This is a genomic window from Sulfurimonas sp. HSL3-1, assembly GCF_039645995.1.
Taxonomy (GTDB): Bacteria; Campylobacterota; Campylobacteria; order Campylobacterales; family Sulfurimonadaceae; genus Thiomicrolovo; species Thiomicrolovo diazotrophicus.
In genome coordinates this window covers 1,197,590-1,223,694 of record NZ_CP147920.1, presented here as the reverse complement: position 1 = coordinate 1,223,694, position 26,105 = coordinate 1,197,590, and the positions used below count along the sequence as shown (strand labels likewise).

The 26,105-nt window shown below is 58.7% G+C and carries 28 protein-coding genes; 14 read left to right on the top strand and 14 right to left on the bottom strand.

Annotated elements, in window-relative coordinates:
• The first annotated feature begins 22 nt into the window (after positions 1-22).
• The gene (locus WCY31_RS06255) at positions 23-1,219 is read left to right on the top strand and encodes a tetrahydrodipicolinate N-succinyltransferase N-terminal domain-containing protein (protein WP_345973718.1); all 1,197 of its coding nucleotides are present in this window, start codon (positions 23-25) and stop codon (positions 1,217-1,219) included.
• An 18-nt stretch (positions 1,220-1,237) separates the two neighbouring features.
• On the opposite strand, the gene WCY31_RS06250 is transcribed toward WCY31_RS06255, so the two are convergent.
• The 7 genes from WCY31_RS06250 to WCY31_RS06220 form a co-directional block, all read right to left on the bottom strand.
• Positions 1,238-2,584 (bottom strand): SH3 domain-containing protein, encoded by a 1,347-nt coding sequence (locus WCY31_RS06250; RefSeq protein ID WP_345973716.1) that lies wholly within the window; start codon positions 2,582-2,584, stop codon positions 1,238-1,240.
• Positions 2,585-2,613: 29 nt separating this feature from the next.
• Positions 2,614-3,273, bottom strand: a complete 660-nt coding sequence (locus WCY31_RS06245) for a LexA family transcriptional regulator (protein ID WP_345971440.1) — start codon at positions 3,271-3,273, stop codon at positions 2,614-2,616.
• 238 nt (positions 3,274-3,511) lie between these two features.
• Positions 3,512-3,670: a hypothetical protein gene (locus WCY31_RS06240; RefSeq protein WP_231018010.1), complete on the bottom strand. Its 159-nt coding sequence runs from the start codon at positions 3,668-3,670 to the stop codon at positions 3,512-3,514.
• A complete protein-coding gene (locus tag WCY31_RS06235; RefSeq protein ID WP_231018009.1) occupies positions 3,667-4,137 on the bottom strand; it encodes a tRNA (cytidine(34)-2'-O)-methyltransferase in 471 nt (156 codons plus the stop codon). Before WCY31_RS06235 ends, WCY31_RS06240 begins: the two co-directional genes overlap by 4 nt.
• A gap of 93 nt (positions 4,138-4,230) precedes the next feature.
• A complete protein-coding gene (purU, locus tag WCY31_RS06230) occupies positions 4,231-5,067 on the bottom strand; it encodes a formyltetrahydrofolate deformylase (RefSeq protein WP_345973714.1) in 837 nt (278 codons plus the stop codon).
• Positions 5,064-6,134, bottom strand: coding sequence for a 3-isopropylmalate dehydrogenase (leuB, locus tag WCY31_RS06225; protein ID WP_231018007.1), 1,071 nt, complete (start codon positions 6,132-6,134; stop codon positions 5,064-5,066). The genes purU and leuB overlap by 4 nt, the downstream gene beginning before the upstream one ends.
• Positions 6,131-6,637, bottom strand: a complete 507-nt coding sequence (locus WCY31_RS06220; protein ID WP_345971437.1) for a 3-isopropylmalate dehydratase small subunit — start codon at positions 6,635-6,637, stop codon at positions 6,131-6,133. Before WCY31_RS06220 ends, leuB begins: the two co-directional genes overlap by 4 nt.
• A gap of 244 nt (positions 6,638-6,881) precedes the next feature.
• Between WCY31_RS06220 and rpoD the strand changes: the two genes are divergently transcribed.
• Together rpoD and WCY31_RS06210 are read left to right on the top strand one after the other, a co-directional pair.
• Complete coding sequence (gene rpoD, locus WCY31_RS06215; RefSeq protein WP_345971436.1) at positions 6,882-8,735, top strand: RNA polymerase sigma factor RpoD; 1,854 nt, start codon at positions 6,882-6,884, stop codon at positions 8,733-8,735.
• Entirely contained in the window at positions 8,735-9,421 is a 687-nt protein-coding gene (locus tag WCY31_RS06210; RefSeq protein ID WP_345971434.1) for a hypothetical protein, read from the top strand. The genes rpoD and WCY31_RS06210 overlap by 1 nt, the downstream gene beginning before the upstream one ends.
• An 8-nt stretch (positions 9,422-9,429) precedes the next feature.
• On the opposite strand, the gene WCY31_RS06205 is transcribed toward WCY31_RS06210, so the two are convergent.
• From WCY31_RS06205 to hemL, 3 genes are read right to left on the bottom strand one after another with little or no spacing between them, the layout of a single operon-like run.
• Positions 9,430-9,957 carry a hypothetical protein gene (locus WCY31_RS06205; RefSeq protein WP_345971433.1) on the bottom strand — a complete coding sequence of 176 codons (528 nt, stop codon included), beginning with the start codon at positions 9,955-9,957 and terminating at the stop codon, positions 9,430-9,432.
• The gene (locus WCY31_RS06200; protein WP_231021205.1) at positions 9,926-10,282 is read right to left on the bottom strand and encodes an AtpZ/AtpI family protein; all 357 of its coding nucleotides are present in this window, start codon (positions 10,280-10,282) and stop codon (positions 9,926-9,928) included. Before WCY31_RS06200 ends, WCY31_RS06205 begins: the two co-directional genes overlap by 32 nt.
• A complete protein-coding gene (gene hemL / locus WCY31_RS06195; RefSeq protein ID WP_345973712.1) occupies positions 10,282-11,565 on the bottom strand; it encodes a glutamate-1-semialdehyde 2,1-aminomutase in 1,284 nt (427 codons plus the stop codon). The genes WCY31_RS06200 and hemL overlap by 1 nt, the downstream gene beginning before the upstream one ends.
• A gap of 146 nt (positions 11,566-11,711) precedes the next feature.
• Here hemL and WCY31_RS06190 point away from each other — a divergent pair, with 146 nt between their 5' ends.
• Complete coding sequence (locus WCY31_RS06190) at positions 11,712-12,626, top strand: energy transducer TonB (protein WP_345971431.1); 915 nt, start codon at positions 11,712-11,714, stop codon at positions 12,624-12,626.
• Here WCY31_RS06190 and WCY31_RS06185 read toward each other — a convergent pair.
• From WCY31_RS06185 to WCY31_RS06175, 3 genes are read right to left on the bottom strand one after another with little or no spacing between them, the layout of a single operon-like run.
• Entirely contained in the window at positions 12,623-13,867 is a 1,245-nt protein-coding gene (locus WCY31_RS06185) for a dicarboxylate/amino acid:cation symporter (RefSeq protein ID WP_345973710.1), read from the bottom strand. The two genes, WCY31_RS06190 and WCY31_RS06185, sit on opposite strands and share 4 nt — an antisense overlap.
• Positions 13,864-14,799, bottom strand: coding sequence for an HpcH/HpaI aldolase/citrate lyase family protein (locus WCY31_RS06180; protein ID WP_345973709.1), 936 nt, complete (start codon positions 14,797-14,799; stop codon positions 13,864-13,866). Before WCY31_RS06180 ends, WCY31_RS06185 begins: the two co-directional genes overlap by 4 nt.
• Positions 14,786-15,124: a cytochrome c gene (locus tag WCY31_RS06175; RefSeq protein WP_345973707.1), complete on the bottom strand. Its 339-nt coding sequence runs from the start codon at positions 15,122-15,124 to the stop codon at positions 14,786-14,788. Before WCY31_RS06175 ends, WCY31_RS06180 begins: the two co-directional genes overlap by 14 nt.
• Positions 15,125-15,185: 61 nt before the next feature.
• On the opposite strand from WCY31_RS06175, the gene folD reads away from it, so the two are divergent.
• From folD to WCY31_RS06135, 8 genes are read left to right on the top strand one after another with little or no spacing between them, the layout of a single operon-like run.
• Complete coding sequence (gene folD / locus WCY31_RS06170; protein ID WP_345971427.1) at positions 15,186-16,043, top strand: bifunctional methylenetetrahydrofolate dehydrogenase/methenyltetrahydrofolate cyclohydrolase FolD; 858 nt, start codon at positions 15,186-15,188, stop codon at positions 16,041-16,043.
• Positions 16,040-16,861 (top strand): signal peptidase I, encoded by an 822-nt coding sequence (lepB, locus tag WCY31_RS06165; protein ID WP_345973705.1) that lies wholly within the window; start codon positions 16,040-16,042, stop codon positions 16,859-16,861. Before folD ends, lepB begins: the two co-directional genes overlap by 4 nt.
• The gene (locus WCY31_RS06160; protein ID WP_345971425.1) at positions 16,848-17,525 is read left to right on the top strand and encodes a site-2 protease family protein; all 678 of its coding nucleotides are present in this window, start codon (positions 16,848-16,850) and stop codon (positions 17,523-17,525) included. Before lepB ends, WCY31_RS06160 begins: the two co-directional genes overlap by 14 nt.
• A gap of 17 nt (positions 17,526-17,542) precedes the next feature.
• Positions 17,543-17,998: a ribose 5-phosphate isomerase B gene (gene rpiB, locus WCY31_RS06155; protein ID WP_345971424.1), complete on the top strand. Its 456-nt coding sequence runs from the start codon at positions 17,543-17,545 to the stop codon at positions 17,996-17,998.
• An 8-nt stretch (positions 17,999-18,006) separates the two neighbouring features.
• Complete coding sequence (locus WCY31_RS06150) at positions 18,007-18,555, top strand: adenine phosphoribosyltransferase (protein ID WP_345971423.1); 549 nt, start codon at positions 18,007-18,009, stop codon at positions 18,553-18,555.
• Positions 18,555-19,754 carry a tryptophan synthase subunit beta gene (trpB, locus tag WCY31_RS06145; protein WP_345973703.1) on the top strand — a complete coding sequence of 400 codons (1,200 nt, stop codon included), beginning with the start codon at positions 18,555-18,557 and terminating at the stop codon, positions 19,752-19,754. The genes WCY31_RS06150 and trpB overlap by 1 nt, the downstream gene beginning before the upstream one ends.
• Before the next feature lie 9 nt (positions 19,755-19,763).
• On the top strand, positions 19,764-20,369 hold the full coding sequence (locus WCY31_RS06140) for a DedA family protein (protein WP_345971421.1): 606 nt from the start codon (positions 19,764-19,766) through the stop codon (positions 20,367-20,369).
• The gene (locus WCY31_RS06135; RefSeq protein ID WP_345973701.1) at positions 20,338-21,774 is read left to right on the top strand and encodes a leucyl aminopeptidase; all 1,437 of its coding nucleotides are present in this window, start codon (positions 20,338-20,340) and stop codon (positions 21,772-21,774) included. Before WCY31_RS06140 ends, WCY31_RS06135 begins: the two co-directional genes overlap by 32 nt.
• Before the next feature lie 37 nt (positions 21,775-21,811).
• Here WCY31_RS06135 and WCY31_RS06130 read toward each other — a convergent pair whose 3' ends face one another.
• Complete coding sequence (locus WCY31_RS06130; protein WP_345971419.1) at positions 21,812-22,114, bottom strand: hypothetical protein; 303 nt, start codon at positions 22,112-22,114, stop codon at positions 21,812-21,814.
• A gap of 210 nt (positions 22,115-22,324) precedes the next feature.
• Between WCY31_RS06130 and WCY31_RS06125 the strand changes: the two genes are divergently transcribed.
• Positions 22,325-24,898, top strand: a complete 2,574-nt coding sequence (locus WCY31_RS06125) for a cation-translocating P-type ATPase (RefSeq protein WP_345973699.1) — start codon at positions 22,325-22,327, stop codon at positions 24,896-24,898.
• Positions 24,899-24,990: 92 nt separating this feature from the next.
• Positions 24,991-26,091 carry a redox-regulated ATPase YchF gene (ychF, locus tag WCY31_RS06120; RefSeq protein ID WP_345973697.1) on the top strand — a complete coding sequence of 367 codons (1,101 nt, stop codon included), beginning with the start codon at positions 24,991-24,993 and terminating at the stop codon, positions 26,089-26,091.
• Positions 26,092-26,105 lie beyond the last annotated feature (14 nt).

The window sequence follows — 26,105 nt, the reverse complement described above, 5'->3', positions numbered from 1 at the left end:
AAAAAATTCAAGGATAGAGTGAATGGAAATGATTGAAACTGCAGACGCATTCAAGGCCAAAGTGGCTGACATTCAAAACGGCGAAGGGTACAAGGCACCGGTCGCCTTCGGTATCTGCCGGGTCGATTTCGGACAACTGAACACCGACAAGATCCTGCAGGCGACCTACCCGGTCGTCAACTGGGACGAGAACTTCGGCAGCGCGGCGATCTTCATGGAGGCGCTCAAAGAGAGCGGCTGCCCGGTGGATATCAGCGGCGACGAAGCGATCTGCAACGTCACCCTGCCTTTCCTCGAGAGCTGTCTCAACGCCTTCACGCCTTATGCGGACGAGGCCTACGGCGATGCCCACAAGAACATCCAGGTGATCTCTGCGCTGTACAACCAGATCAAAGAGAGCGGCATGCGCGACGGCGAGTTCCGCGTTGTCTTCATTTTCAATGATGCGCCGTGCCAGAGCGTCGAGGCAACCTACCTGAAGCTCTACGCGATGTCCCTGGGCAAGGTTGCCCTGCGCAGCATCAACCTGAACGGCGCGTTCGGCGCCCTGCCGAACGTCGCCTGGAGCGACGGCCAGCCGATCGAACTCGACTGGCTCCGCGAAAACGAGATCGAGCTCAAGTTCTCCGGCCAGTACCCGCACATCGACTTCGTCGACAAATTCCCGCGCTTCCTGCAGCACATCATCCCGGCGGACAATACCCGTATCCTTGAAACGTCCAAAGTCCGCTTCGGTGCCCAGCTGCATGCCGGTACGACCGTTATGCCGGGGGCAAGCTACATCAACTTCAATGCCGGTACGACGGGCGTGAGCATGGTCGAGGGGCGCATCTCCAGCTCCGCGGTCGTCGGCGACGGTTCCGATGTGGGCGGCGGCGCTTCCATCCTCGGTGTCCTCAGCGGCACCGACGGCAACCCGATTTCCATCGGCAAGAACTGCCTCCTCGGCGCCAACTCCGTCTGCGGCATCCCGCTGGGAGACGCCTGTATCATCGATGCGGGTATCGCGATCCTCGAAGGGACGAAGTTCCTTATCGAATACGAAGAGCTCGAGAAGATCAAAGCCGCCAATCCGGGCGTCGAGCTCGAAGGCGACTGGTTCAAAGGGAAAGAGCTTGCCGGTCTCAACGGCATCCACTACCGCCAGGACTCCTTTACCGGCGAGATGATCGCCCTGCGCTCCCGCCGCGAGGTCAAGCTCAACGCCGACCTTCACTAGGTACCGCTTCCGCGGTACCTACTCCTCTTCCTCTTCAAAAACGAAATTCATACTTTCCACTTTATGCAGCAGAGAGTATTCGTCGCTGTACCCTTCCAGTTCGTGACCCAGGCGCAGGGATGAGATGACGGTCTTGCCGATAATGTGGCGGCCGAAGTTCCCCTCGTCGTCAACGGTTTTGACGCCCCAGACCGTGTGAAGGACCGCAGGCTCGCCGTCGTAGACGCCCAGGTAGAGCAGGATGTGCCCTTTGAGGTAGAGCAGCGTCTCGAAGGGTCTCCCCTCCGCAGCGATCTTGGCGAGTTTCGCGGCGTCGTCAAGGCCTTCGAACGAGATAACCTTCCCGAGCCTGGACTGCTTGTAGGAGTTTCGCGGCAACCAGAGGCCGAAGGGGGCGAAGATGTCCCGCAGCGTCGAGGAGCAGTCCCGCTCGCCGTACAGCCCGCCCCAGCCGTATTTTGTCTGCATCATCGGCGCAATGACCCGGCGCATGTTTTCGCGGGTGAAGGTGAGCGGGAGCGGCGCCGCTGCTTCCCGCCGGATCTCTGCGGTCCCGGCGTGGCCCGCCGGGTCGACGCGCCACTGCGCCGCGCTTTTTTGCTGCAGCGGCAGGACCATGCCCACATACCCTTCGAACATATAGCGTCCCCGCAGGGAGTGGATCGGCATGCGGTCTTCGAGCAGCCCCAGCAGAGGCTGTGCCCGCAGGACCTCCCGCTCCGCTCTGCCGACGGGGGCAATGCGGTCGACGGGGACCCAGCCCGTCGCGTAGGAGGTCATGACGTAGGCCCATGCCCCGCTTCGGGAGTAGTGCGAAATATAGAGCGGTTCGCCAGCGAAAACGGTACTGTTCTGCAGGTAATCAAAGGGGAACCCCTCCCCGGCCACCGAGGGGTCGCGAAACAGGGGCTTCTCCGTCGGGAAGTTGCGCAGATCCAGGCGGCGCAGCGCCACGGCACGGCCGGCAGTGCTGCCGTACGCCTGCCAGTTCGCTTCGCGCAGCATCGCATAGAACCATGCCTGCGAGAGGGGCTGGAGGTTCTGTCCGTAGGCGTTTTCGGGACGGTAGACATCAAAGGGCCACTTGACCTCTTCGAGCGCTTCGGGCGTATACGCGTCGTCCCACACCTTGTAATAGGTGCTTTCGTACCCTTGTTGTACCGGCAGCGTTGCGTTGCGCTCCTGCAGCCGGATAAGGTAGGGATCGATCGTCTGGGGGAAACGCTGAAGGTCCTCGACGCCGGCGAGAGGGGGAAGCGGCGTTTCGGCCGCCGTGTCCCGGAGCATTTTGGGGGTACAGCCGCCCAGCGACAGGGCCAGGAGGGCTGCCGCCAGGGCGGTCAAAGGGCGTGGGTGGGAAAACATCTTCTCTCCGGTTCCCGCCCCTGGGACGGTTAATCGACCTGACCGAACCGCCCGACAACGCGTCCGATGATCTCGATGGCATCGGGAGCGGCGGTCTGGACGGGGTACTCTTTATTGTCAGAAATAATGTCGATTTTACCATCTATTCGCTTGTGGAGGCGTTTGATGAAAAGGCCGCCTTCGGTATTGATGGTAAAAATCCCGCCCCGGCCGATATCCTTTTTGCTGCGGTTGACAAAGATGATGTCGCCGTAGCTGAAGGTCGGTTCCATCGAATCCCCGCTGACATTGATCGCCTCGATGAAGCGAAGCTCCTGCTCCCCGCCGAGGGTCTGCACGAAATTCCCGCTCAGCATCATCGGTTCGGAGCCCTCGTCGAACACGTCCGCCCCGCCGCCGGCCGAGGCGCTGATCTCGCTGAAATAGCGGACCATATAGAACTTGTTGGTCGGTTCGATCAGGCTTTCGGGCGACTGGCCGAAGAGCAGCCAGTTGATCGCGATGGAGCGTTTGGCGCAGAAGTTCAGCAGCTCCTCATAGGGGATCTTGTTGCGTTTTTTCAGGGTGGCAAAGTTCATTTGCGAGATCCCGAGCAGGGAGGCGACATCCTTGTCGAACACTTTTTTCCCAGGAAGCTCGCCGGAAACGATATCTTTGATCTCCTCGACGATGTCGGCAAACTCTTTCATCTTCAGCTCCTTCTTTTACGCGTTGTTTTGTATAGCATAATGGTATAGCGATGTAAGATCGTAGCAAAATTATATGTCAAATTGCAATATTTGAAAAGAAAGATGTCATGCAGTCCTACAATAGGTCAAATCGAATGACAAAGGGAGCTCCCATGGCACAGATGATCAGAAAAGCGGAATCATGGTTTGAGAAGTTTGAACACTCTCTGGAAAGATTGGCCGACAGGCTGCTCTGAGCCTAGGCCTTTGTATCGGATGACGCGGATTCTTCCTCCGCCTCTTTGCGTTTTTCCTCTTTTTCGCGCTCTTCGAATTTCTGGCGATGGTAACCGCCGAAAATCATAAACATGAAAAGCACAAAGAGGATCAGCATGATCGTATCGATTACCCCGTTCACATCATCTCCTTATAGGTCTCAAAGTTCTGTTCAATCGCCTTATAGAGGATAATCCCACAGCTGATCGCCAGGTTGAGGCTGCGCCCCTCCCGCGTCATGGGGATTGTCATGCAGGCTTCCGGATGCGCGTTGAGAAGCTCGGCGGGGATCCCGGCGGTCTCGCTGCCGAAAAAGAGGTAGTCCCCTTCCCGGAAGGTATGCTCGAAATAGGGCTGCTCCGTCTTGGTCGTCGCCAGGTGGTACCGCGCGGCATCGGGGTGCGCTGCGGTAAACGCCTCCAGGCTCTCCCAGACATGCAGGTCGATCTTGTGCCAGTAATCCAGCCCCGCCCGCCGGACCGCCTTTTCGCTGATATCGAATCCCAGCGGCTCGATCAGGTGCAGCGTGGCACCCGTGTTGACGCAGAGGCGCCCGATGGCGCCGGTGTTGTTGGGGATCTGCGGATGGACAAGAACGATGTTAAACATGAGTGCCTTTAAAAGCGCAAAGCGCGTGGGCCTACTGCCGAAGTAGCCTTAGCGGCAGCGTAGACAAATGGACTTTGTTCATTTGGCGTTTAGTTAAAAAATAACGGTCCGGTTCCCGTAGACGAAGATACGGTCCTCGAGGGCCAGGCGTACGGCCCGGGAAAGGACGATCTTCTCGATATCGCGTCCGAGACGCTGCATCTCCTGCCAGTTGTGGGCATGGTCGACATGCTTGACGTCCTGGGAGATGATCGGCCCTTCGTCGAGGTCGTTGTTGACGAAGTGCGCCGTCGCCCCGATGATCTTCACCCCGCGCTCATACGCCTGTTTGTAGGGGTTCGCCCCGATAAACGCCGGCAGGAAAGAGTGGTGGATGTTAAGGATCTTGTTGGCGTAGACCTCGACGAAGTTCGGCGTGAGGATACGCATGTACTTCGCCAGGACGATATAGTCGATCTCGCCGAAAGCGGCCAGGCACTCGAGCACCTTCTGTTCGTGATCGTCACGGCTGAGCCCCTCGTGCGACACCGTATAGAAAGGGATGCCAAATTTTTCGATCAGCGGTTCGAGCAGATCGTAGTTGGAAACGACCCCGAGGATATTGGCGTCGAGTTCGCCGGCCTCGTAGCGGATCAGCAGGTCCCCCAGGGCGTGGGACTCCTTTGTGACCATCAAAACAATGTTCTTCTTCTCCGGGGAAACGATACGCAGGTTCGCCTTTTCCGGCAGCACGGCGCGCAGCTCCTTCTCCAGGTCGTTGCCGTCGATGAAACCGCTGACGACGCTGCGCATAAAGAAGAGGTTCGTTTCGCTGTCGACAAACTCGCTGTTGGAGAGGATGTTCAGGTCGTACTTGAAAAAGATGCTCGAAACTTTATAGACGAGCCCTTTTTCGTCACGACAATCGATCAGTACCCGGTACTCTTTCATTCTTTGGCCGCGTAGTTGGCGATGATGTCACCCATTTCACTGGTGGAGCAGAGCTCTTTGGCATCGTAGTTGGCGAGGTCGCGCGTACGGTAGCCGTCTTTGAGGGCATGCTTGATAGCCGCGTCGATACGGTCCGCCGCCTCGTTTTCGCCCAGGGCGAATCGGAGCATCATCGACGCGCTGGCGATCGTCGCGATCGGGTTGGCGATCCCCTGCCCCGCGATGTCCGGTGCCGAACCGTGGATCGGCTCATAGACGCCGATCTTCGCGCCGACAGAGGCGGAGGGGAGCAGCCCGATAGAGCCCGAGAGCATGCTCGCCTCGTCGCTGAGGATGTCGCCGAAAATGTTCCCCGTCAGGATGACGTCGAATTGTTTCGGGTCGCGGATCAGCTGCATCGCGGCATTATCGACGTACATGTGCGACAGGGAGACTTCCGGGTACTCTTTGGCGACCTCTTCGACGGTCTCGCGCCACATCTGGGAGACGTCGAGGACGTTCGCCTTGTCGACGGAGCAGACCTTTTTGCCGCGTTCCATCGCAATCTTGAACGCCGTGTGGGCGATGCGCACAACCTCCGGCTTCGTATAGACCATCGTGTTGTAGGCCTTGTCCCCTTCCCAACCTTTGGGTTCGCCGAAATAGATACCGCCGATCAGTTCACGCACGACCATCAGGTCGACGCCTTTGACGACTTCGGGCTTGAGGGAGCTGGCGTTGACCAGTTCGTCGTAGACGACGGCCGGGCGCAGGTTGGCGAAAACGCCGAGCTCTTTGCGGAAACGCAGCAGGCCGCTCTCCGGGCGCTTTTCGCGCGGCAGGTTGTCCCACTTTTCACCGCCGATGGCGCCGAAAAGGACCGCGTCGGCATTCAAGGAGACATTGATCGTCTCCTGGGGCAGCGGATCGCCGGTCACGTCGTAGGCGCTTCCGCCCATCAGGACCTCTTCATAACGCATGGAGAAATCGAACCGGGCGGCAACGGCATCGAGCACCTTGACCGCTTCGTCGATGATCTCGGGACCGATCCCGTCCCCTTTGATCAGGGCAATGTTATAGGTTTTCATGCTTTTCCTCCTGCTTTGATCTCTTCTTCGGCATAGTTCATCAGGCCACCGGCAGAGAGCAGCTCCTGCATAAACGGCGGGATCGGCGTAAAGGCATAGCTCTTGCCGGTCGTCTTATCTGTGACCGTCCCTTTATCCATGTCGACGGAGACGATATCGCCTTCGGCAATCTCGGCGCTCTCTTCGAGTTCGAAGATCGGCAGTCCCATATTAAAGGCGTTGCGGTAGAAGATGCGGGCAAATGTCGGGGCAATCACTGCGGCGATCCCGGCGGCTTTCAGGGCAATCGGGGCATGTTCGCGTGACGAGCCGCAGCCGAAGTTGTTGCCGGCGACGATGATGTCGCCCGGTGCCATTTTCGAAACGAAATCTGGATCGGCGTCCTCCATTACATGCTTCGCGAGTTCCTTGGGATCGGAAGTATTAAGATAGCGTGCGGCGATGATCAGGTCCGTATCGACATCCTGACCGAACCGCCAGACTTTTCCTTCGAGTGTGCTCATAGAAGATCCTGCAGTTTTTTGGTGCGATTATATCCAAAATCCCTCAAAGGGGGTTGAATGAAGGGATATATTAAATAATATATATTCTTTATTTCTTTCCGTCCCCATGAAGGAAAGCAAAGACTAAGCCATCATAAAGTATAATCCCCACTTAACTCAAAAAACCCACGAGGCCTGGCCCACCCCGATGGAGGGGATAAGCCGATACGCCCCAATACTACTAATTCCAGGAGCTTTTCACCCGATGACCGCAAAAGAACTCAATAAAGCCCTTGAAACCCTTTTTGTCGAACACCAATCCGAGAATTGTATCACCTACGAAACAATCGCGGAGCTTTTTGAGAAGAACCCGACATCCGCCCAGGCAAAAAGCGTCCTGAAACTTGCCGAAAAGAACAAACGCTGCCTCTACACCGCTTCGGAGCACGCCAAGCTCATGAACGAGCAGGAAGCCGAAGCGCGGCGCGATGCCCAGCGCAAACTGATCGAAAACGCCAGCGGCGAGGATTTCGACATCCTCAAGCAGCACGAGCTGATGGAGTGGTCCCGCTCCGACTCCCCGGTACGGATGTACCTGCGCGAAATGGGACAGATCCCGCTCCTGACCAAAGAGGAGGAGATCGAGATCTCGAAGAAGATCGAATTCGGTGAGAGCATCATCATCGACGCGATCTGTTCCGTCCCCTACCTGATCGACTTCATCCTTGACTATAAAGAGCCGCTCATCAATCGCGAACGCCGTGTCAAAGAGCTCTTCAAAAGCTTTGAAGACGAAAAAGACGACGGCGACGACGACAATGACAGCGATGACGATGAGGCCGGCGAAAAGAAAGTCAGCGCGAAAGATAAAAAGCGCGTCGATCTCGTCGTTAGCAGCTTCAAGGCCCTCGAAAAGGCGAAAAAAGAGTGGCAGAAAGCCTCCGAAAAACTGCCTGAAGGGGTCGAGAACGGCGACATGAATGAAGAGATCGTCCACTTCTTCCTGACGGCAAGCTTCAAAAAGAAGATTCTCAAAGAGAAGCTGCTTGACCTCGGACCGACTTCCAAGCTGATCAACGAGCTCGTCAAATCGATGGAGACCTCCCTCAAGAGCGACGAAGGGTTTGAAAAAGAGCTCAAGCGTCTCGAGTACAAGCTTCCGCTCTTCAACGATCTGCTCCGCAAGAACCACAGAGAGATCCTCGACAACATTACCGAGCTCTCCAAAGAGGATATCGCGGCGCGGGTCCCCGAAGCGACCATGGTCGGCACCTATATGGAGATCAAGAAGCTGATCCAGACCAAAGAGGCCTCCAAGGGCGGCTTCAATATGGAACCGGAAAAGCTCTCGGACATCCTCGAGCAGATCAAGCGCGGTAAGGCGATCTCCGAGACGGCCAAGACACGGATGGCGAAATCGAACCTCCGCCTCGTCGTCTCCATCGCCAAGCGCTACACGAACCGTGGACTCCCCTTCCTCGACCTGATCCAGGAGGGGAACATCGGCCTGATGAAAGCGGTCGACAAGTTCGAATACCAGAAGGGGTACAAGTTCTCCACCTACGCCACCTGGTGGATCCGGCAGGCGATCAGCCGCGCCATCGCAGACCAGGCGCGTACGATCCGTATCCCGATCCACATGATCGAGACGATCAACCGTATCAACAAGATCATGCGCAAATACCTGCAGGAAAACGGGAAAGAGCCGGATGTCGAGACGATCGCCGAAGAGGTCGGCCTCTCCGTCGAGAAGGTCAAGAACGTCATCAAGATCACCAAAGAGCCGATCTCCCTCGAGGCACCGATCGGCAGCGAAGAGGACGGCCGTTTCGGCGACTTCATCGAAGACCGCACCTCGCTCTCGCCTTCCGACGCGATCCTCAAAGATGACCTCAAGGTCCAGATCGAAGGTGTGCTCGAGCAACTCAACGAGCGCGAAAAAGCCGTTATCAAGATGCGTTTCGGGATCATGGACGACGAAAGCGACCGCACCCTCGAGGAGATCGGTAAAGAGCTCAACGTCACCCGCGAACGCGTCCGCCAGATCGAAAGCAGCGCGATCAAAAAGCTCAAGCACCCTAAAGTCGGCCGCAAACTCAAGAACTATATCGAGGAATAATGACCTTCGAACAGCAGTGGATCGAATACGATTTCAACCCCTATATTCTCTTCAGCGCCGGGGGCAAGGTCCTCTCCGTCAACGCGGAAGGACAGTACCTGCTCGGTGCCGTCGACCGTCTGACGCTTTTTGAACTTGCCACGACCTACGCCAGCCCCTCTTTCGGGTTTAAAACGACCTTTATGGAGCTGGAATACGGCCGCTTCAAGATCTTCGGCATCATGGTCGGCTACGTCAACGAGGAGGAGATCGGGATCCGCTTTTTCCAGACCCCCTCTTTCCAGTTCTCCCGCCCGGAGATCGAAGGCGAGCTGGTCAACATCTACTCCCTCATCGACCTCTGTATCGCGACGAACTCCATCGGCAGCAAATCCGCCTTCCAGAAGGACCTGGACCCGACGATGCCCGAGACGCGGCTCAACACCGACCAGTTCATCCGCCTGCTCAACAAGATGTACGAATCCTTCGGCGGCAGCGAAACGATCACGACGAAGCTCGCCTTCCGAATCGGAGAGTACATCCTCTACGAGGAGAAGAAGTACACCTTCTTCTCCCTCAAGGTGAGCGGGAACGTTTTCGACGAAGTCTATAAGTCGGCGATTGAGCAGATGTGCAAGAAGAACCACCTCTTCTGCGAGGTCGGCAAGAAGGCCGTAACGGTCAACATCCCCATCATCAACCAGTAAAGGGTGAATCAGCGGGAGGCGAAAAGCGCCTTTCCGCTCAGAAATCCCGCCACGATTCCCGCAGCCAGACCCGGCAGAAAATACCAGAGTGAAAGCATGTTGTTGTTCTTGAGCGCGATAAATCCCAGCACCAGGATGCCGTAGGGCACCAGGCGGTAGACGGAGAGCAGCGCCGGCGTCGATTTGGAGACGTTGCGTACGGTCGCCTTGTTCGCCTTCAGGCGCGCCTTCTCCTCCTTAATGACATCCTTGAGTGGCTTCTCCTCTTCAACCTCCTCTTCGCTCTCGCTGTAAAGGTCATAAGGGTCGTCGATCTTCTCGACCAGGTCCTCCTGGTGGATCGCCGTTTCGTTTTCCAGATTGCGCTGCACGAGTTTACGGTAACTGTAAAGCGACCCCAGCAGGATCAAAAACGCGGAGACGAAGGCAATCTGGGCATTGAGAAAGGCCGCCTTGGAGACGGCGAGCAAACCGTACAGAAGGATGTGGACAGCGAGAAAGGGACTAATAGTGCTTCGCAGCGTCGTCATCGTCATCGTCGTCGTCACCTTCAAGGGTTTTGGGGTTGTAGCGCGGGTTTTTGGAGAGCTCTTCGAACTCTTTGTACTGTTTCGAGTAGGCCTTGAAGACGTTCAGGAAGGCCGCGGCGATCCCGATAACGACACCGACCCAGAGCAGCCAGGTGATACCCGTCAGCTTTTTGAGACCGATGCCGAGCGCCACCCCGATCAGCACGGCCACGACCATCGAAATACCGAGCGAGAGCGTTTCCGCCCCCTCGACAATCGGCTTGAGGCGCGGCTTGCGCTCTTCGGGTTCTCCGTTCTCCGGGGTCAGGCCCGTCAGGTGCTTGTCCGCCATCAGAGTGTCCCCATCACTTCGTCCGCCGCGCTGATCGTCGCCTCGATCATTTCGTCGGTGATCTGCGTACAGATAAAGCCCGTCTCGAACTGCGAACAGGCAAAATAGAAGCCGCGTGACAGCATACCGGCGTGGAAAGCAGCGAAGCGTTCCAGGTCCGACGCCGCCGCATCGTCAAAGTTCTTCACCGGCTTGTCGTTGAAGAAGAAGCCGAACATCGAACCGCGCACATCCGTCTTCAGTGCGATACCGTGCTTGGCCGCCGCCTCCGCGAACCCTTCCATAAGACGTTTGGCACGCGCTTCGAGCACGCTGTAGAGCTTGGCGTTGCTGCGGAGTTTGCGCACGGCGGTGATCCCCGCCGCCATCGCGACCGGGTTCCCGCTGAGCGTCCCCGCCTGGTAAACAGGCCCTTCCGGGGAGAGCTTCGCCATGATCTCCGCCTTGCCGCCGAAGGCACCGACCGGCATCCCGCCGCCGATGACCTTGCCCAGGGTCACCATATCCGGCGTCGTCCCCGTGATGGACTCCGCACCGTGCAGGGTCGCGCGGAAACCGCTCATCACCTCGTCGAAGATCAGCAGCGCGCCGTGGGCGTCGCAGAGCAGGCGCAGTTCCGCCAGGAACTCTTTGTCCGCAGGAACGAGCCCCATGTTGCCGGCGATCGGTTCGATGATGATACAGGCGATGTTGTCCGAATCCTCGAAACATTTGCGCACACTCTCGATGTCGTTGTACTTGGCCAGGAGGGTATGCTTGGTAAAGTCAACGGGAACGCCCGGGGAGCTCGGGTTGCCGAAGGTCGCGAGGCCCGAACCGGCCTGCACCAGAAGCGCGTCGCTGTGACCGTGGTAGCACCCCTCGAACTTGACAATATCGTCTTTGCCCGTAAAGCCCCGCGCCAGACGGATGGCGCTCATGACCGCCTCGGTCCCGCTGGAGACGAAACGGACTTTATCGATGCTCTCGAAGATCCCGATGACCTCTTTGGCCAGTTCGCTCTCGGAAAGCGTCGGCGCCCCGAAACTGAGCCCATGCCGGACCGCGTCGCAGACCGCGCTTTCGATCGCCTCGTCGCGGTGGCCGAAGATCAGCGGCCCCCAGCTCTGTACATAGTCGACATAGGCGTTACCGTCGATGTCGTAGAGGTGCGCCCCCTCGCCTTTTTCTATAAAAAGCGGGGTCCCGCCGACGCTTTTAAAGGCGCGTACCGGCGAATCCACACCGCCGGGAATCAATGTCTGAGCTTCTTCAAATGCCTGAATCGAGGATGTAATGTTCATTGACCGTCCGTAAAAGGGGCGCGTACGCGGCGCTGACGCGCAAAAGCCCCTGAATTTTCCCGCCATTATAGCAAATGGGTTATAATTCCCCCACTTTACAACAAGGCCGACAGAGCGCAGCGCGGCTGGAAGGAAACACCGACCCGATGAGCCGAAGTACCGCCGCCCTCATTATTGCCGTACTCTTCCATCTGCTCATCCTGGTGCTTTTACTGCTCCTGGGCTTTCTTTTCGTTACCGAGCCGGTCGAGCCAAAGGTCCAGGAGCACCGCATCAAGGTCTCGCTCAAGGAGCGCCCGAAAGCCAAAGCAAACGCCGCGCTCCCGAACAAGCGCCCGCCGGCGGAGAAAATCCCCCCGATGCCCAAAGGCAAGCAGCTCGAAAAACTTCCCAAGGCCCAACCGCTCCCGCAGCCGCAGCAGCAGCTGCCCGTCACGCAGCCGACACCGGTCAAACCGCAGCAGAAGATCCCGACGCCCACAAAGATCGCCGAGCCGCAGAAGCGGGTCGCCAAAACGGAACCCGTGCCGCCTGAAAAGCCCTATATCCCTTTTATGAAAACACCCGAGCCGAAAACGGCCGAGGCCAATGCCACCGCGGTGCCGACGGAACATAAAAACCTCTTTGCCAAACTGTCGCAGAAACAGAAGAACGTCGAACAGAAAGCTGCCGCCAAATCAGCGACCGCGCGGCGCGAAAGCCGTATCCCCGATGATATCCGCGAGGCCTACGGCGATGCGTTCGGGAAACTGAGCGAAGGGGAACAGAAATACCTGCTTGACAACCAGGAGATCATGCGACGCCTCACCCAGACCCAGCTCAACGCCACCGGCAGCACGATGATCCCCAACAACATGCGCGTCAACGACTACAACATCGTCGAGTTCTATCTCCACCCCGACGGGCGGATGACCGATTTCCGCACCGTGCGCAACAGCGGCTTCTTCCTCCTTGACGAGGTAACCAAAGAGACGATAGAGTCAGTCTACTGGAAGTATCCCCGCCCGGAGCAGAAGACCCTGGTGCGCTACAAATTCGGCTACTACCTGCGCGGCTATTAAGCGCTGCGCTCCTGGGCCGCTTCCCCAAGCGCCTCTTTGCGCGTCGTGACGTCGACGATCTTCGTGACCATCAGATCCGAAGTGACGTTGAGGGAGGTCCGGAACATGTCGAGGACACGGTCGACGGCAACGATTAGGCCGATATAGTCCGCCGGCAGACCGATCTGGTTCAGGATGACGACCATCATCACCAGCGAGGCGCTTGGCAGCGCCGCGACGCCGACGGAGAGCGCCACGACGGTGACCCCCAGCAGTACCTGGTCGCCGAAAGAGAGCTCCACTCCAGCGAGGGTCGCGATGTAAAGCACCGCCACGACCAGGTAGGCCGCCGTCCCGTCCATGGAGACCGTCGCCCCCAGCGGCAGCACGAACCCTGCGCTCTCCCGACGCACCCCGCCTTTATGCTCGCTCACCTCGATGGAGACCGGCAGTGTCGCCGCGCTGGAGGCGGTGGAAAATGCGAGCAGAATCGCTTCCTTGACCTGCCCCATATAATGGTAGGGGTTGACCCGTGCGAAGAAAGCGACAAGCGACGGCAACGTCACCAGCCCGTGCAGCAGAATCACTCCGATGACGACGAGCATATATTTCCAGAGCCCGAGAATAACGTCGACCCCCTCGTCGGCAACGACATAGGCGATCAGGCTGAAGACGCCCAGGGGCGTCAGTTTGATAACCCATTCGGCCATCTTGAGCATGGCGTTGTTGACGCCGGTAAAGAAGTCGAGCATCAATCCTTGGTGGTGGTCGCTGAGGTAGAGACTGGCGATCGCGAAGAGGATGGAGAAGACGATCACCTGCATCATCGCCCCGTTCGTCAGGGAGGCGAAAACGTTTGTCGGAATGAAGCCGAGCAGCATCGCTTCGAATGAGAAGGGTTTGATCTCGTGCGCCTGCGCGAACGCGATCCCTTCGGCGGAGACCGCTTCGCCGATGCCGAGAACGTTCATGACGACGATCGCCAGCAGGACTGACAGCGCCGTCGTGAGCAGGTAGAGCCCGATCGTGCGCAGGCCCATATTTTTGAGATGGTGCAGCGTCCCCAGCCCGGCGATGGCGACAAAGATGCTGGCAAAGACCAGCGGGACGACGAGCATTTTCAGCAGGGCGACGAACATCTGTCCGATGATCCGCTGCGCCAGGGCCAGTTCGGGGAAGAACGCGCCAAAAAGCGCTCCCAGAACGATCCCGGCGAGGATGAGCCCGTTCGTCGACGCGAGCGCCGCGCGCAGCTGCGTCACTCCGTACCCTTCAGCAGGGCGAGCGCCCCCTTGTAGATCGGCTCGTCGACGAAACCGTACACCTCGTGCGTGAAGCCCGTCACCCCTTTCGCGCGTTCGGCCTCAAAGAGTGCAACGATCTCCCGCGCCCGCGACAGTGCCGCCTCGTCCCGGCCGAAGGCCGCCATCACCTGCTCGGCCTGTTTCGGCGCAATGCACCCCTTGGCGTCGAACCCCATCTCGCTTTCCAGCGCGAGCCAGGCGGCAAAGCCAGCCACGTTACGGTAATCCTGGTAGACGAAGGAGACGGGTTTGACGCCGAGAGCGCGACAGGTGACGAAAAAGTGCGACAGCAGGTAACGCAGGGTCGGGTTCTCCGGAGCGATCAGCGCCTGGTCGAGCCCCAGGTCGGCGAAGAGGTCGAGGATCCCGAGGTAGAAGGTGCACACCCGCGAATCGGTCCGCAGTGAAGCGAGGGCGAGCCACGCCTCTTTCGTCTCAATGGAAAGGTGGACTTCGATCGGTGCGGGTACCAGTGAAATGATCCGCTCCACCTCCTCCGCCGTGCGGACCTTCGGGACGCGGATGGCGTCGGGCATATAGGGGGCGAGAAATGCGATCTCCTCCACCCCGCCCTCGTCAAGGGGGTTAACCCGGACGATCAGTTTCTTGCTGCTTTGCGGCAGGCGCGAAAGCGCGAGGGCGCACAGACGCAGCGCCACCGGCTTCTGTTCAGCCGACACCCCGTCTTCGAGGTTGAACATCACCGCGTCGGCGGACAGCCGCGGAATCTTCGAGAGATGCTTGACGCGGTGGGCGGAGAGCATCAGCGGCGCGTGAAACGCGGCAGAGCCGTTCAGGGTGCGGCGGCGCGGTGAGAGCAGCGCGTCAAGCGCACCGGTGTCGAGGGTCTCCGCGGCCCGCTCCAATTCGGGAAGGTCAGTTTGGAACATTGGCATCCTTTGGGTGCAGGTAACGGTAGAGGGTACGGCGCTCCTCCTCGGTCAGGAAGTAGCGCGGCATCCCTTTGACGCGGCCGTTGAGGGCCCGGTCGAAATCCTCGAAGCCGATAACATTGATCGCCGGAGCGGTAAACGATTTGCGAACGCCCTTGTCGGTATAATGGGCGATCACCTTCCCCTCGCCGTGTTCGCCGTGGCAGAGATTGCAGCCGATCCCCCTTGGATTGTGATAGAGCTGCGCGGCGTATTCCTGCGGGGTGATGAAGGACTCCTCCGCCGCAAGCAAGGTCGCCAAAAACAGGAGCCAACGGGCCATTAAAAGCACCTTTTTATTGAAGTAGGGGTATATTATCAAAAAAATTATTAGGTCAGTTGAAATGCAGATACTCGACGGAAAAGCGCTTTCCAAGAAGATTGAAGAAGGTGTCGCCACCGCGGCCTCCGAACTCAAGGAACGGACCGGTCGCGTCCCGGGCCTCGCCGTCATCCTCGTCGGGAACGACCCCGCTTCCCATGCCTACGTCGGCATGAAAAAGAAGGCCTGCGACCGCGCCGGTTTCTACTCCGTCACCCACGAGATGCCTGAAACGATCTCCCAGGAGGCGATCGAACAGACCATCGAAATGATGAACGGCAACCCCAACATCGACGGCATTCTTGTACAGCTGCCGCTTCCGCCGCATATCGACACGACCCGCCTGCTCGAACTCGTCGCCCCGCACAAGGACGTCGACGGCTTCCACCCCTATAATGCCGGCCGCCTGATGACGGGACTGGACGGTTTCGTCCCCTGTACCCCGCTGGGCGTCATGGAGCTCTTCGCCGAGTACGAGATCGATCTCACGGGCAAAGACGCCGTCGTCGTCGGTGCCTCCAACATCGTCGGCAAACCGATGGCGGCCCTGCTGCTCAATGCCAACGCGACCGTTACCATCACCCATATCCACACCAAAGACCTCAAAGCCCACACCCAGAACGCCGACATCGTCCTGGTCGGGGCCGGGGTCATCAACCTGATCAAGGAGGACATGGTCAAAGAGGGGGCTATCGTTATCGACATCGGTATCAACCGCGCGCCGGACGGCCGCCTCGTCGGTGACGTCGATTACGAGAACGTCGCGCCCAAATGCTCCTACATCACGCCTGTGCCCGGCGGCGTCGGCCCGATGACCATCGCCATGCTGCTGAAAAACACTCTTAAAGCGGCCGAGATGCACGCACAAGAGCGCCAATGAAGACGAAGGTCAAACACGCCGCCAAAGCGGCCTACCGCTTCTCCAACAGCTGGACGGGAACGGTCATCATCGTTCTCTTCGTCATCTTTTTCGTCGCCCAGGCTTTTCGCATCCCAAGCGGTTCCATGAAAGACTCCCTGCTTATCGGCGACCACCTCTTCGCCAAAAAGTTCGCCTACGGCATCTCTACCCCGCACATCCCGTTTCTGGAGATCCCGCTTATTCCGGGCACCGACGGGCATATCGTCGACGGCGACACCCCTCAGCGCGGCGACATCGTGATCTTCCGCTACCCCAACAACACGACCCTGCACTACGTCAAACGCTGCATCGCGACCCCGGGGGACGAGCTCTTCGTCTTCAACAAGGATCTCTACCTCCACCCGGTCGAAGGGGACGAGTATATTCGCCAGCACTACACCTTCACCCACGAACTCAAGGAGTTCGACGGCCGTCTCTGGGTCAAGAACCCCTATATGAAGGATCACCCTGGCATCCACCACGATCCCTCCATTATTGATGACGGCCGCTATCCGCAGCCCATCTTCAATTTCGGACCGGTCCAGGTCCCCGAAGGGCGCTACTTCATGATGGGCGATAACCGCGATCACTCCAACGACAGCCGCTTCTGGGGCGCCGTACCCTACGGCCTCGTCGAGGGCACACCCTGGTTCATCTACTTCAGCATGGACGACAACTACGAGATCCGCTGGGACCGCATGTTCAAAACTCCCGAGGACCTCGAACAGTCCCCCTACCTGGAGCGCGCGGTAGCCGAACGCCAGCGCGAAGAGGGCCAAGACCGTGGACTCTATTGATCTGCTGAAAATCGCTTCATCCGTCATCGCGCTGGCCATTGCCATCATCGGCCACGAGATCATGCACGGCTGGGTCGCCTACCGCTACGGCGACACGACGGCGAAACACGCCGGGCGCCTCTCGATCAACCCTCTGATCCACATCGACCCTGTCGGGACAATCCTTGTGCCACTGATGATGTATTTCATCCCCATGCTGCTCGGCATGGGCGGCGGTTTCCTCTTCGGCTGGGCCAAGCCGGTCCCGGTCAACATGCGCACCGTCATTGCCAACGGCGGCTACAGTGCCGCCATGCAGGTCAGCCTTGCCGGCATCGCCTACAACTTTGCCCTCGCTTCCCTCTTCGCCGTCGTGCTGACGGGAATACACCAGCCGCTTCAGAGCGACGGGCTGGGCTATATTTTCCTCTACCTTGTCGTCATGCAGCTGGTCTTCATCAACGTGCTGCTCGCCGTCTTTAATCTGCTGCCGATCCCTCAGTTCGACGGGGCGCATTTTTTGATGTTCCTCTCGCTGAAGTACGGCCTGAACAACATTGCCATGTGGTTCCAGCGCCTGGAACCCTACGGCATGTTCATCGTCATCATCATCTTGATCACGCCGCTGAGAGAGTATGTACTTTTCATGCCCGTCCAGTACGTGCTGCATCTGCTATTATCTTAAAACCGAAGGAGTACTCCATGAAATTCTACATTGCCACCGACCACGCCGGACTCGACCTGAAAGACTACACCGTTGAACTGCTGAAAGCCAAAGGCCATGAGGTCGTCGATCTCGGCCCCCACAGCAAAGACCGCGTCGACTACCCCGACTTTGCCGTCAAAGTCTGTAACGCCGTGCTCACCGACGAGGAGGATGCCGACGGTATCCTGATCTGCGGTTCGGGTCTGGGGATGAGCATGGCCGCCAACCGATTCTCCGGTATCCGTGCCGCCCTCTGCCACGACGCCTACACGGCGACCATGGCCCGCGCGCACAACGATGCCAATGTCCTCTGCTTCGGCGAGCGTGTCGTGGGCCGCGGGGTCGCGGAATCCATCATCGACGCCTGGGTCACGGCTGCCTTCGAGGGCGGCCGCCACGCCGATCGCGTTGCAAAGATCGAAGCCGTCGGCGGCTGCTCGGCCACACTGTAAGGCCGCCCATGTCCCTGACCGTCGATCAAAAAGCCCTGCTTGAAAGTGCGATCCGCGATATTCCCGACTTCCCCAAGCCGGGCATCATCTTTAAAGACATCACGACGCTGCTGAACAACGCCGAGGCGTTCAGCACGCTGATGACGCATCTCAAGACGCGTTACGAATCTTATAACCTTGATTTTGTCGCGGGGATCGACGCGCGCGGCTTTATTTTCGGCGCGGCCCTGGCGCAGATGCTGGGTGTCGGTTTCGTCCCCATTCGCAAGAAAGGGAAACTCCCCTCCACGACCGTGTCGGAGAAGTACTCCCTTGAATACGGTTTTGACGAGGTCGAAGTGCATATGGACGCTTTCGGCTCGGACAAAGGTGCCAAGGTGCTCCTCATCGACGACCTGATCGCCACGGGCGGAACGGCGAAGGCCGCAGCCTCCCTGATTGAAAAAGTCGGCGCGCACTGCGTCGAAGCCTGTTTTATCCTCGGGCTTGAGTTCCTGCCGGGCATCGACAGCCTGACCGAACTCACCCCCGTTTATACCGTTATAGGAGTGGATTGATGTACATCCCCGAACCCTCCACGTTCGATCCCGATACCAACGGCCATTTTGGCATCTTCGGCGGCCGCTATGTTCCCGAAACCCTGATGCCGGCCCTGCTGGAGCTTGAAAAAGCGTATGAACAGAACCGTTTCGACGAAACCTTCTGGAGCGAGGTGGACGGCTACCTCAAAGACTATGTCGGCCGCCCTTCCCCGCTCTATTACGCGGCAAATGTCTCCGAAGAGCTCGGCGCGAAGGTCTACATCAAGCGCGAGGACCTGAACCACACCGGTGCGCATAAGGTCAACAACGTCATTGCCCAGGGGCTGCTGGCCAAGAAACTCGGCAAACAGAAGGTTATCGCGGAGACCGGCGCGGGGCAGCATGGCGTCGCCACCGCAACGATCGCCGCCCTGCTGGGGCTCGAGTGCGAAATCTTTATGGGGGCAAAGGATGTCGCCCGCCAGGAGCTCAACGTCTTCCGCATGAAACTGCTGGGGGCTAAGGTGCATGCCGTCGAGAGCGGCTCGCGTACCCTCAAAGACGCCATGAACGACGCCATCCGCCACTGGGTCACCCATGCCCGAGACACCTTCTACATCATCGGCACCGTCGCAGGACCCCACCCCTACCCGATGATGGTCCGTGACTTCCAGGCGATCATCGGCTGGGAAGCCCGCGCGCAGATTTTGGAAAAAGAGGGACGCCTCCCCGACACGGTTGTCGCCTGCATCGGCGGCGGCTCCAACGCCATCGGCATGTTCCAGCACTTCCTCGAAGACAAGGAGGTACAGTGCGTCGGCATCGAGGCGGGAGGTCTCGGAACCGAAACGGACAAACACGGCGCCTCCCTGCTTAAAGGACGCCCCGGGGTCCTGCACGGCCAGATGAGCTACCTGCTCCAGGATGATGATGGCCAGATCCTCGAAGCGCACTCCATCTCCGCCGGTCTGGACTATCCCGGGATCGGGCCGGAACACGCTTTCCATAAGGAGAACGGGACGGTGGCCTACGATACCATCACCGACGATGAAGCTCTGGAAGCCTTCGTCTGGCTCAGCCGCAAAGAGGGGATTATCCCAGCCTTCGAGAGCTCCCACGCCGTCGCCTACCTGAAAAAGATGCCCGACATCGCAGGTAAACTGGTCATCGTCAACCTCTCCGGCCGCGGGGACAAAGATATGATCCAGGCCAAAGACATGCTACACTTCGACTAAGGAGCGCGCGTGGAAGCTTATTTACTGGAACTGCTGCAGGAGTACGGTTACATCATCCTTTTCGTCTGGAGTATCCTGGAGGGGGAGATGGGACTGCTGATGGCCGGCATCATGGCTACAACGGGACATATGAACGTGCCCATCGCCATCTTCGTCGCCGGGCTCGGCGGTTTTGCCGGCGATCAGATTTACTTCTACATCGGCCGTTTCAACAAAGGCTTCATCCAACGGAAATTCCATGCGCAGCGCCGCAAGTTCGCCATTGCCCACCTGCTGCTTAAAAAGTACGGCTGGCCCCTTATCTTCGTGCAGCGCTACCTCTACGGACTGCGCACTGTCATCCCGATGAGCATCGGGATCACAAAATACTCCTCGAAAAAATTCGCCCTCATCAACCTGCTCAGCGCCTGGGTCTGGGCGGCGATCACGATTATCCCCGCCTACCTGCTGGGGGAACAGATCTTGCAGGTGCTCGAGTGGGGAAAAACCCACTGGTATTTTGCCCTACCGCTCGCCGGTGCCGCGCTGTACGGCATCACGACCCTGTTCAAACGAATCGAAAATCAAATGCTGGAGAAACAACATGCTCGTCAAGCTCGAAACGCAACCTGTTGAGTCCATCGACGCGGCCCTGACCGTCACCCTTCTGACGCCGGAGACGCTGGCCTCACACCCGAAAAAATCCGTCCTCGAACAGGCCGGATTCGAAGCCAAAGAGGGGCAGAGCTGCATGCTGCACGAAGGCGCCGAATACGTCGCCGCCGTCACCGCCTTTGAACCCGACGCCATCCGGGACGCAATGGCCGCCACCGCCAAAAGCCTCAGCGGGTTTGCCTATGAGAGCGCCAAAATCGCGCAGTACGGCCTTGAAAACGCCGCCGCCCTTGTCGAGGGCATCATACTTGGAAGCTACAAATACACGCGCTACAAATCCGACGCCAAACCCTCCAAGCTCAAAACCTTTTACGTTGCCGGTGCGAATTACGACGGCAGTGCACTCGATACCGATGCTCTGAAAACCGCCGTCGACGGCGCCGTTATCCTTGCGACAGCCACGAACTTCGCCCGCGACCTCGTCAATACGACCCCTGACGACATGGTCCCCGCCGACCTGGCCATCATTGCCCAGGATCTCGCTGACGCCAACGACCTGGGCTGCGAGATCTTCGACGAGCACGCGCTGGAAGAGGAGAAGATGCAGGCGATGCTGATGGTCGCCCGCGCCTCGGCACACAAACCCCGCATGATCCATCTCTCCTATGTTCCGGAAAACCCTGTGGCGACCGTCTCGCTCGTCGGCAAAGGGCTCACCTACGACAGCGGCGGACTGAGCCTCAAACCCTCTACGTCCATGGTCACGATGAAAATGGACAAGGCCGGCGCCTGTGCGGTGCTTGGGATCATGAAAGCCGTCAGCGAGCTGAAGCTGCCCGTCGCTGTCCACGGCTTTGTCGGGGCGGTGGAGAACATGATCGGCGGCAACGCCTACAAGCCCGATGACGTCCTCTTCGCCCGCAACGGCAAGACGATCGAGGTACGCAATACCGATGCCGAGGGACGGTTGGTCCTTGCCGACGTCCTCTCCTACGCCCAGGACAATGTCGAAGCGGACTACCTCTTCGACTATGCGACGCTGACCGGCGCCTGCGTCGTCGCACTCGGTCCCTATACGACGGGCATCATGGGCCACAGCAGCGCCCTCAAACACACCATCTACGGTGCGGCGGAGCGCGCGGGGGAACTCGTCGGCGCGCTGCCTTTCAACCCGCATCTGAAAAAAGCCCTCAAAAGCGAAATCGCCGATGTTAGCAACATCAGCAACATCCCCTACGGCGGCGCTATTACGGCGGCGATGTTCCTTGACCACTTCATTACCGACGGGATGAAAGAGAAGTGGATGCACTTCGACATTGCCGGTCCGGCCTACACGGAATCCGGCTGGGGCGTCAACCCCCACGGCGGAACCGGTGCCGGTGTTCGCACGACCGTCGCCCTCCTGCGCACGCTAGCAGAAAAGTAGGCGCTTCCCTCACCTTCCCGGCAAACAGGTTCGTTTGTCAGGAACCATTCATAAACAGCAGCAGCAATCCCAGCATAATCCCCGCCGCACTTGCCGCTGTCGAGAGTATTCCATCACTTCTGACCACACTCCAGAGCTCCATGAGGTTTGAGGTGAGGAACTCACGGATGCCCGTAGAGGTCTCTAGGGTTTCCTCTGCAGTGCCGGCGTCTACAACCATTTCCGGCTGTTCCGACGCTGACAGCGCGATTGAAGTGAACGCGTTAGCTTCATAAAAAACAGCCGTCATGCCCGCGACGATTGCGAATAGTGCAATTGAAATGATCCAGTGGCGCTCCATGGGTCTACTTTCGATGGAATTGACTTCGATTCAAAGCCGACAGTAGTCTAACGTCATTTCGTTACAAAATAATTAATTTTAAATATTTAATCACCATACAACACTTCCATATCTTTTTCCAAGGCCCTATAACACCTGCTCCGCTTCATTTCCCGCGATGTAGCAGAATGAGTATGTTTGCATCTTCGATAACGATCACTGTACAATTACTTGACACTGGAGAAAGAGATGCTCAAACCCGACAGACCTGATTGGCATGACGTTGAGGGGCTGACCGACACCGAGGCGGCGGCACGGCTGCGCATTGATGGGTATAACGAAATACCGGGCGCGCGACGGCGCACATTGACCGTGATCGTACGCGACGTTATGACCGAGCCCATGTTTATTCTGCTACTGGCTGCAGCAGCGATCTATTTCCTCCTGGGGGACAACGCCGAGGCTTCCATTCTCCTCAGTTTCGTCATCGTTGTCATAGGGTCAACCGTTTATCAGGAACATCGCACAGAGCGCGTCCTGGAAGCCCTGCGGGATATGACGAGTCCCCGCGCTCTCGTTGTACGCGGCGGCGGGCAGCAGCGTATCCCCGGACGCGAAGTGGTGCGGGGCGATATGCTTGTTCTGGTTGAGGGAGACCGTGTCCCCGCTGATGCCGTCATCCTGGCACAGCGGAACCTTCAGGTCGACGAATCCCTATTGACCGGCGAATCGGTCCCTGTCGGAAAGCGTCATTGGTTGGACGGGGATCTACGCCTTCAACCCGGGGGCGAGGATCAGCCCTATGTCTACTCCGGCACCCTTGTTGTACAGGGAACGGCCATTGCGGAGGTCAACGCTACCGGTCCAAAAAGCACCATTGGCACCATCGGAAAGTCCCTGCAGGGCATCGAGACCGAGAAAACCCCGCTGCAGCTTCAGACAGGAAAGATGGTGCGTCTGCTCGCCGCTCTCGGTCTGCTACTGTGCGCCCTGCTCATCGTCGTCTACGGCTTGACGCGCGGCGACTGGCTCGACGGCCTGCTCGCGGGGATTACCCTCGCCATGGCAACGCTCCCCGAAGAGTTCCCCGTCGTCCTCACCGTCTTCCTCGCACTCGGGGCCTGGCGTATTTCCCGGCGCCGCGTGCTGACCCGCCGCGTTCCGGCGATCGAAACCCTCGGTTCGGCAACGGTTCTGTGCGTCGACAAAACCGGTACGCTGACGCAAAACAGCATGAACGTCCATACGATTGTCACCGGCGAAGCGCTCTTCCGCGTCCCCGACGTAACAGACACGGCTCCGTTGCCCGAGACTTTTCACGAACTGCTCGAATTCGGGATCCTTGCCAGCGAAGCCGACCCCTTCGATCCGATGGAAAAGGCGATGCACGCCCTCGCGCAACGCTATCTCTCCGGTACAGAGCACCTGCACGACGACTGGGAACTGGTCTACGAGTATCCCCTTTCGGCCGAAATGCATGCCATCTCCCATGTCTGGCGCTCCACCCACGGTGACGAGTACGTCGTCGCCTCGAAAGGTGCGCCCGAATCGATCGCGGACCTTTGTCATCTCGATGCTGCATCGTCAGCGCAACTTGCGCAGCAGGTCGAAGCGCTTTCATCGCAAGGCCTGAGGGTGCTCGGTGTCGCGGACGCCCGCTACTCCGGCAAAGAGTGGCCGAGCATCCAGCACGACTTCGCCTTTCGTCTGCTCGGCCTGATCGCCCTTGCCGACCCGTTACGCCCCGCCGTGCCTTCTGCTATTGCCCGGTGTCATGCCGCAGGGATACGTGTCGTCATGATGACCGGGGACTATCCCGGCACTGCACATACCATCGCCCGGGAGGCAGGGCTGAGAGCCGATACGCTGATGACGGGAAGTGAAATCGACGGCTGCGATGAAGCGGAACTGGCCGCGCGCATAAGAACGATCAATATCTTTGCACGTGTCGTGCCCGAACACAAACTCAAAATCGTCAATGCCCTCAAAGCTGACGGTGAAGTCGTGGCAATGACCGGTGACGGTGTCAACGACGCCCCGGCACTCAAGGCATCCCATATCGGTATCGCGATGGGCGGACGTGGGACGGATGTCGCGCGCGAAGCCGCTTCGCTAGTGCTGCTTGACGACGATTTCACCTCCATTGTCGAGGCCATCCGGCTGGGCCGGCGTATCTACGACAATCTTCGCAAGGCGATGGCCTATATTCTTGCCATTCATGTTCCGATCGCCGGCATGGCACTGCTGCCCGTCTTTTTCGGATGGCCCCTGATCTTTTTCCCGGTCCATATCGCTTTTTTACAGTTTATCATCGATCCGGCCTGCTCCGTCGTCTTCGAAGCGGAACGGGAAGAGACCGATGCCATGCTACGCCCTCCACGTCCTCTGGACGAGCCGCTTTTCGGCGTGTGGAACCTAGGGCTAAGCCTGCTACAAGGCACCGGTGTGCTCATCTGGGCAATTGCCCTCTACGGTATAGTCCTGTCCCGCGGCGCCACGGCAGAGGATGCAAGGGCACTGGCCTTCACGGCGCTGGTCATAGCAAACATCACGCTTATTTTTGCCAACCGATCCTGGAAGCGTACGCTCTTCGCATCCCTGCATATCCCGAACCGCGCCGTTTGGTGGATTACCGGTGGCGCTCTTCTCTTTTTGGCACTCGCGCTCTTCGAGCCGCAGCTTCGCCAACTCTTCCGATTCGGGGAAGCAGACATCGCAGGCCTTCTGCTGGCCGTCGTTGCCGGTATCGCCAGTGTCGCCTGGTTCGAACTTTTTAAACTGCTTCGCGGCATCCGCTTTTCCTAGGGCTGTCATGGAAGCTTCGCTCTTCCCCTAACCCATCCCTAACCCCCGAGAGAGTACAATGTCGGACTTATTACTACAGACAGGAAACCACTATGGGATTAGCCATCGGACTCGTCGGGCTGCCGAACGTCGGAAAATCAACTACTTTTAACGCGCTGACCAAGGCGCAGAACGCGGAAGCGGCCAACTACCCCTTCTGTACCATCGAACCGAACAAGGCGGTCGTCCCCGTCCCGGATCCGCGCCTGGACGCCCTGGCCAAGATCGTCAACCCCGAGCGCATCCAGCACTCCACCCTCGACTTCGTCGACATCGCCGGCCTCGTCAAGGGTGCCAGCAAGGGTGAGGGTCTGGGAAATAAATTCCTCGCCAATATCCGCGAAACGGAAGTGATCCTGCAGATCGTGCGCTGTTTCGCCGACGAGAACGTCGTCCATACCGAAGGAAGCATCGACCCGCTCCGCGACGTCGAGATCATCGAGACCGAACTGATCCTCGCCGACGTCGAAATGCTGCAGAACCGTATCGAACGTCTCAAGAAACAGGCCAAGGCGGACAAGAAGGCGCAGGCGATGGTCGACTTCGCCCAGACCCTGCTCGACCACCTCGACCAGGGCAACCTTGCCCGCAGCTTCCCCGAAATCGACGACGACCGTTTCGCCGAACTCAACAAGGACCTGCGCCTGCTGACGGCCAAGGAGATTATGTACGGTGCCAACACGGATGAAGACGGCCTGCTTGAAGACAACGAGTATGTTCAGCGTCTCGCGGCCCATGCCGAGGAGCAGAACTGCGAAGTCATCAAGCTCTGCGCGAAGATCGAGGAAGAGCTGGTCGGCCTCGAAGACGACGAACGCGACGAATTCCTGCGCGACCTCGGCGTCGAGGAGTCTGGCCTTGAACAGATCATCCGCAAAGGCTTCGACAAGCTGGGCCTGATGAGCTACTTCACGGCCGGTGTCAAGGAAGTCCGCGCCTGGACGATCCGCAAGAACACGACGGCGCCCAAGGCCGCCGCCGTCATCCACAACGACTTCGAAAAGGGGTTCATCCGCGCCGAGGTGATCGGCTACGAGGACTTCGTCGCCTGCAACGGCGAGGCCGGTGCCAAAGAGGCCGGCAAAATGCGCCTGGAAGGCAAGGAGTACATCGTCCAGGACGGCGATGTCATGCACTTCCGTTTCAACGTATAAAAGAGGGCATTCCC

Excerpts from the sequence above, each read along its gene's own strand:
- WCY31_RS06255 (WP_345973718.1), top strand. The coding sequence starts at position 23 with ATGGAAATGATTGAAACTGCAGACGCATTCAAGGCCAAAGTGGCTGAC.
- WCY31_RS06250 (WP_345973716.1), bottom strand. The coding sequence starts at position 2,584 with ATGTTTTCCCACCCACGCCCTTTGACCGCCCTGGCGGCAGCCCTCCTG.
- WCY31_RS06245 (WP_345971440.1), bottom strand. The coding sequence starts at position 3,273 with ATGAAAGAGTTTGCCGACATCGTCGAGGAGATCAAAGATATCGTTTCC.
- WCY31_RS06235 (WP_231018009.1), bottom strand. The coding sequence starts at position 4,137 with ATGTTTAACATCGTTCTTGTCCATCCGCAGATCCCCAACAACACCGGC.
- purU (WP_345973714.1), bottom strand. The coding sequence starts at position 5,067 with ATGAAAGAGTACCGGGTACTGATCGATTGTCGTGACGAAAAAGGGCTC.
- leuB (WP_231018007.1), bottom strand. The coding sequence starts at position 6,134 with ATGAAAACCTATAACATTGCCCTGATCAAAGGGGACGGGATCGGTCCC.
- WCY31_RS06220 (WP_345971437.1), bottom strand. The coding sequence starts at position 6,637 with ATGAGCACACTCGAAGGAAAAGTCTGGCGGTTCGGTCAGGATGTCGAT.
- rpoD (WP_345971436.1), top strand. The coding sequence starts at position 6,882 with ATGACCGCAAAAGAACTCAATAAAGCCCTTGAAACCCTTTTTGTCGAA.
- WCY31_RS06210 (WP_345971434.1), top strand. The coding sequence starts at position 8,735 with ATGACCTTCGAACAGCAGTGGATCGAATACGATTTCAACCCCTATATT.
- WCY31_RS06205 (WP_345971433.1), bottom strand. The coding sequence starts at position 9,957 with ATGACGATGACGACGCTGCGAAGCACTATTAGTCCCTTTCTCGCTGTC.
- WCY31_RS06200 (WP_231021205.1), bottom strand. The coding sequence starts at position 10,282 with ATGGCGGACAAGCACCTGACGGGCCTGACCCCGGAGAACGGAGAACCC.
- hemL (WP_345973712.1), bottom strand. The coding sequence starts at position 11,565 with ATGAACATTACATCCTCGATTCAGGCATTTGAAGAAGCTCAGACATTG.
- WCY31_RS06190 (WP_345971431.1), top strand. The coding sequence starts at position 11,712 with ATGAGCCGAAGTACCGCCGCCCTCATTATTGCCGTACTCTTCCATCTG.
- WCY31_RS06180 (WP_345973709.1), bottom strand. The coding sequence starts at position 14,799 with ATGTTCCAAACTGACCTTCCCGAATTGGAGCGGGCCGCGGAGACCCTC.
- WCY31_RS06175 (WP_345973707.1), bottom strand. The coding sequence starts at position 15,124 with ATGGCCCGTTGGCTCCTGTTTTTGGCGACCTTGCTTGCGGCGGAGGAG.
- folD (WP_345971427.1), top strand. The coding sequence starts at position 15,186 with ATGCAGATACTCGACGGAAAAGCGCTTTCCAAGAAGATTGAAGAAGGT.
- lepB (WP_345973705.1), top strand. The coding sequence starts at position 16,040 with ATGAAGACGAAGGTCAAACACGCCGCCAAAGCGGCCTACCGCTTCTCC.
- rpiB (WP_345971424.1), top strand. The coding sequence starts at position 17,543 with ATGAAATTCTACATTGCCACCGACCACGCCGGACTCGACCTGAAAGAC.
- WCY31_RS06150 (WP_345971423.1), top strand. The coding sequence starts at position 18,007 with ATGTCCCTGACCGTCGATCAAAAAGCCCTGCTTGAAAGTGCGATCCGC.
- trpB (WP_345973703.1), top strand. The coding sequence starts at position 18,555 with ATGTACATCCCCGAACCCTCCACGTTCGATCCCGATACCAACGGCCAT.
- WCY31_RS06135 (WP_345973701.1), top strand. The coding sequence starts at position 20,338 with ATGCTCGTCAAGCTCGAAACGCAACCTGTTGAGTCCATCGACGCGGCC.
- WCY31_RS06130 (WP_345971419.1), bottom strand. The coding sequence starts at position 22,114 with ATGGAGCGCCACTGGATCATTTCAATTGCACTATTCGCAATCGTCGCG.
- ychF (WP_345973697.1), top strand. The coding sequence starts at position 24,991 with ATGGGATTAGCCATCGGACTCGTCGGGCTGCCGAACGTCGGAAAATCA.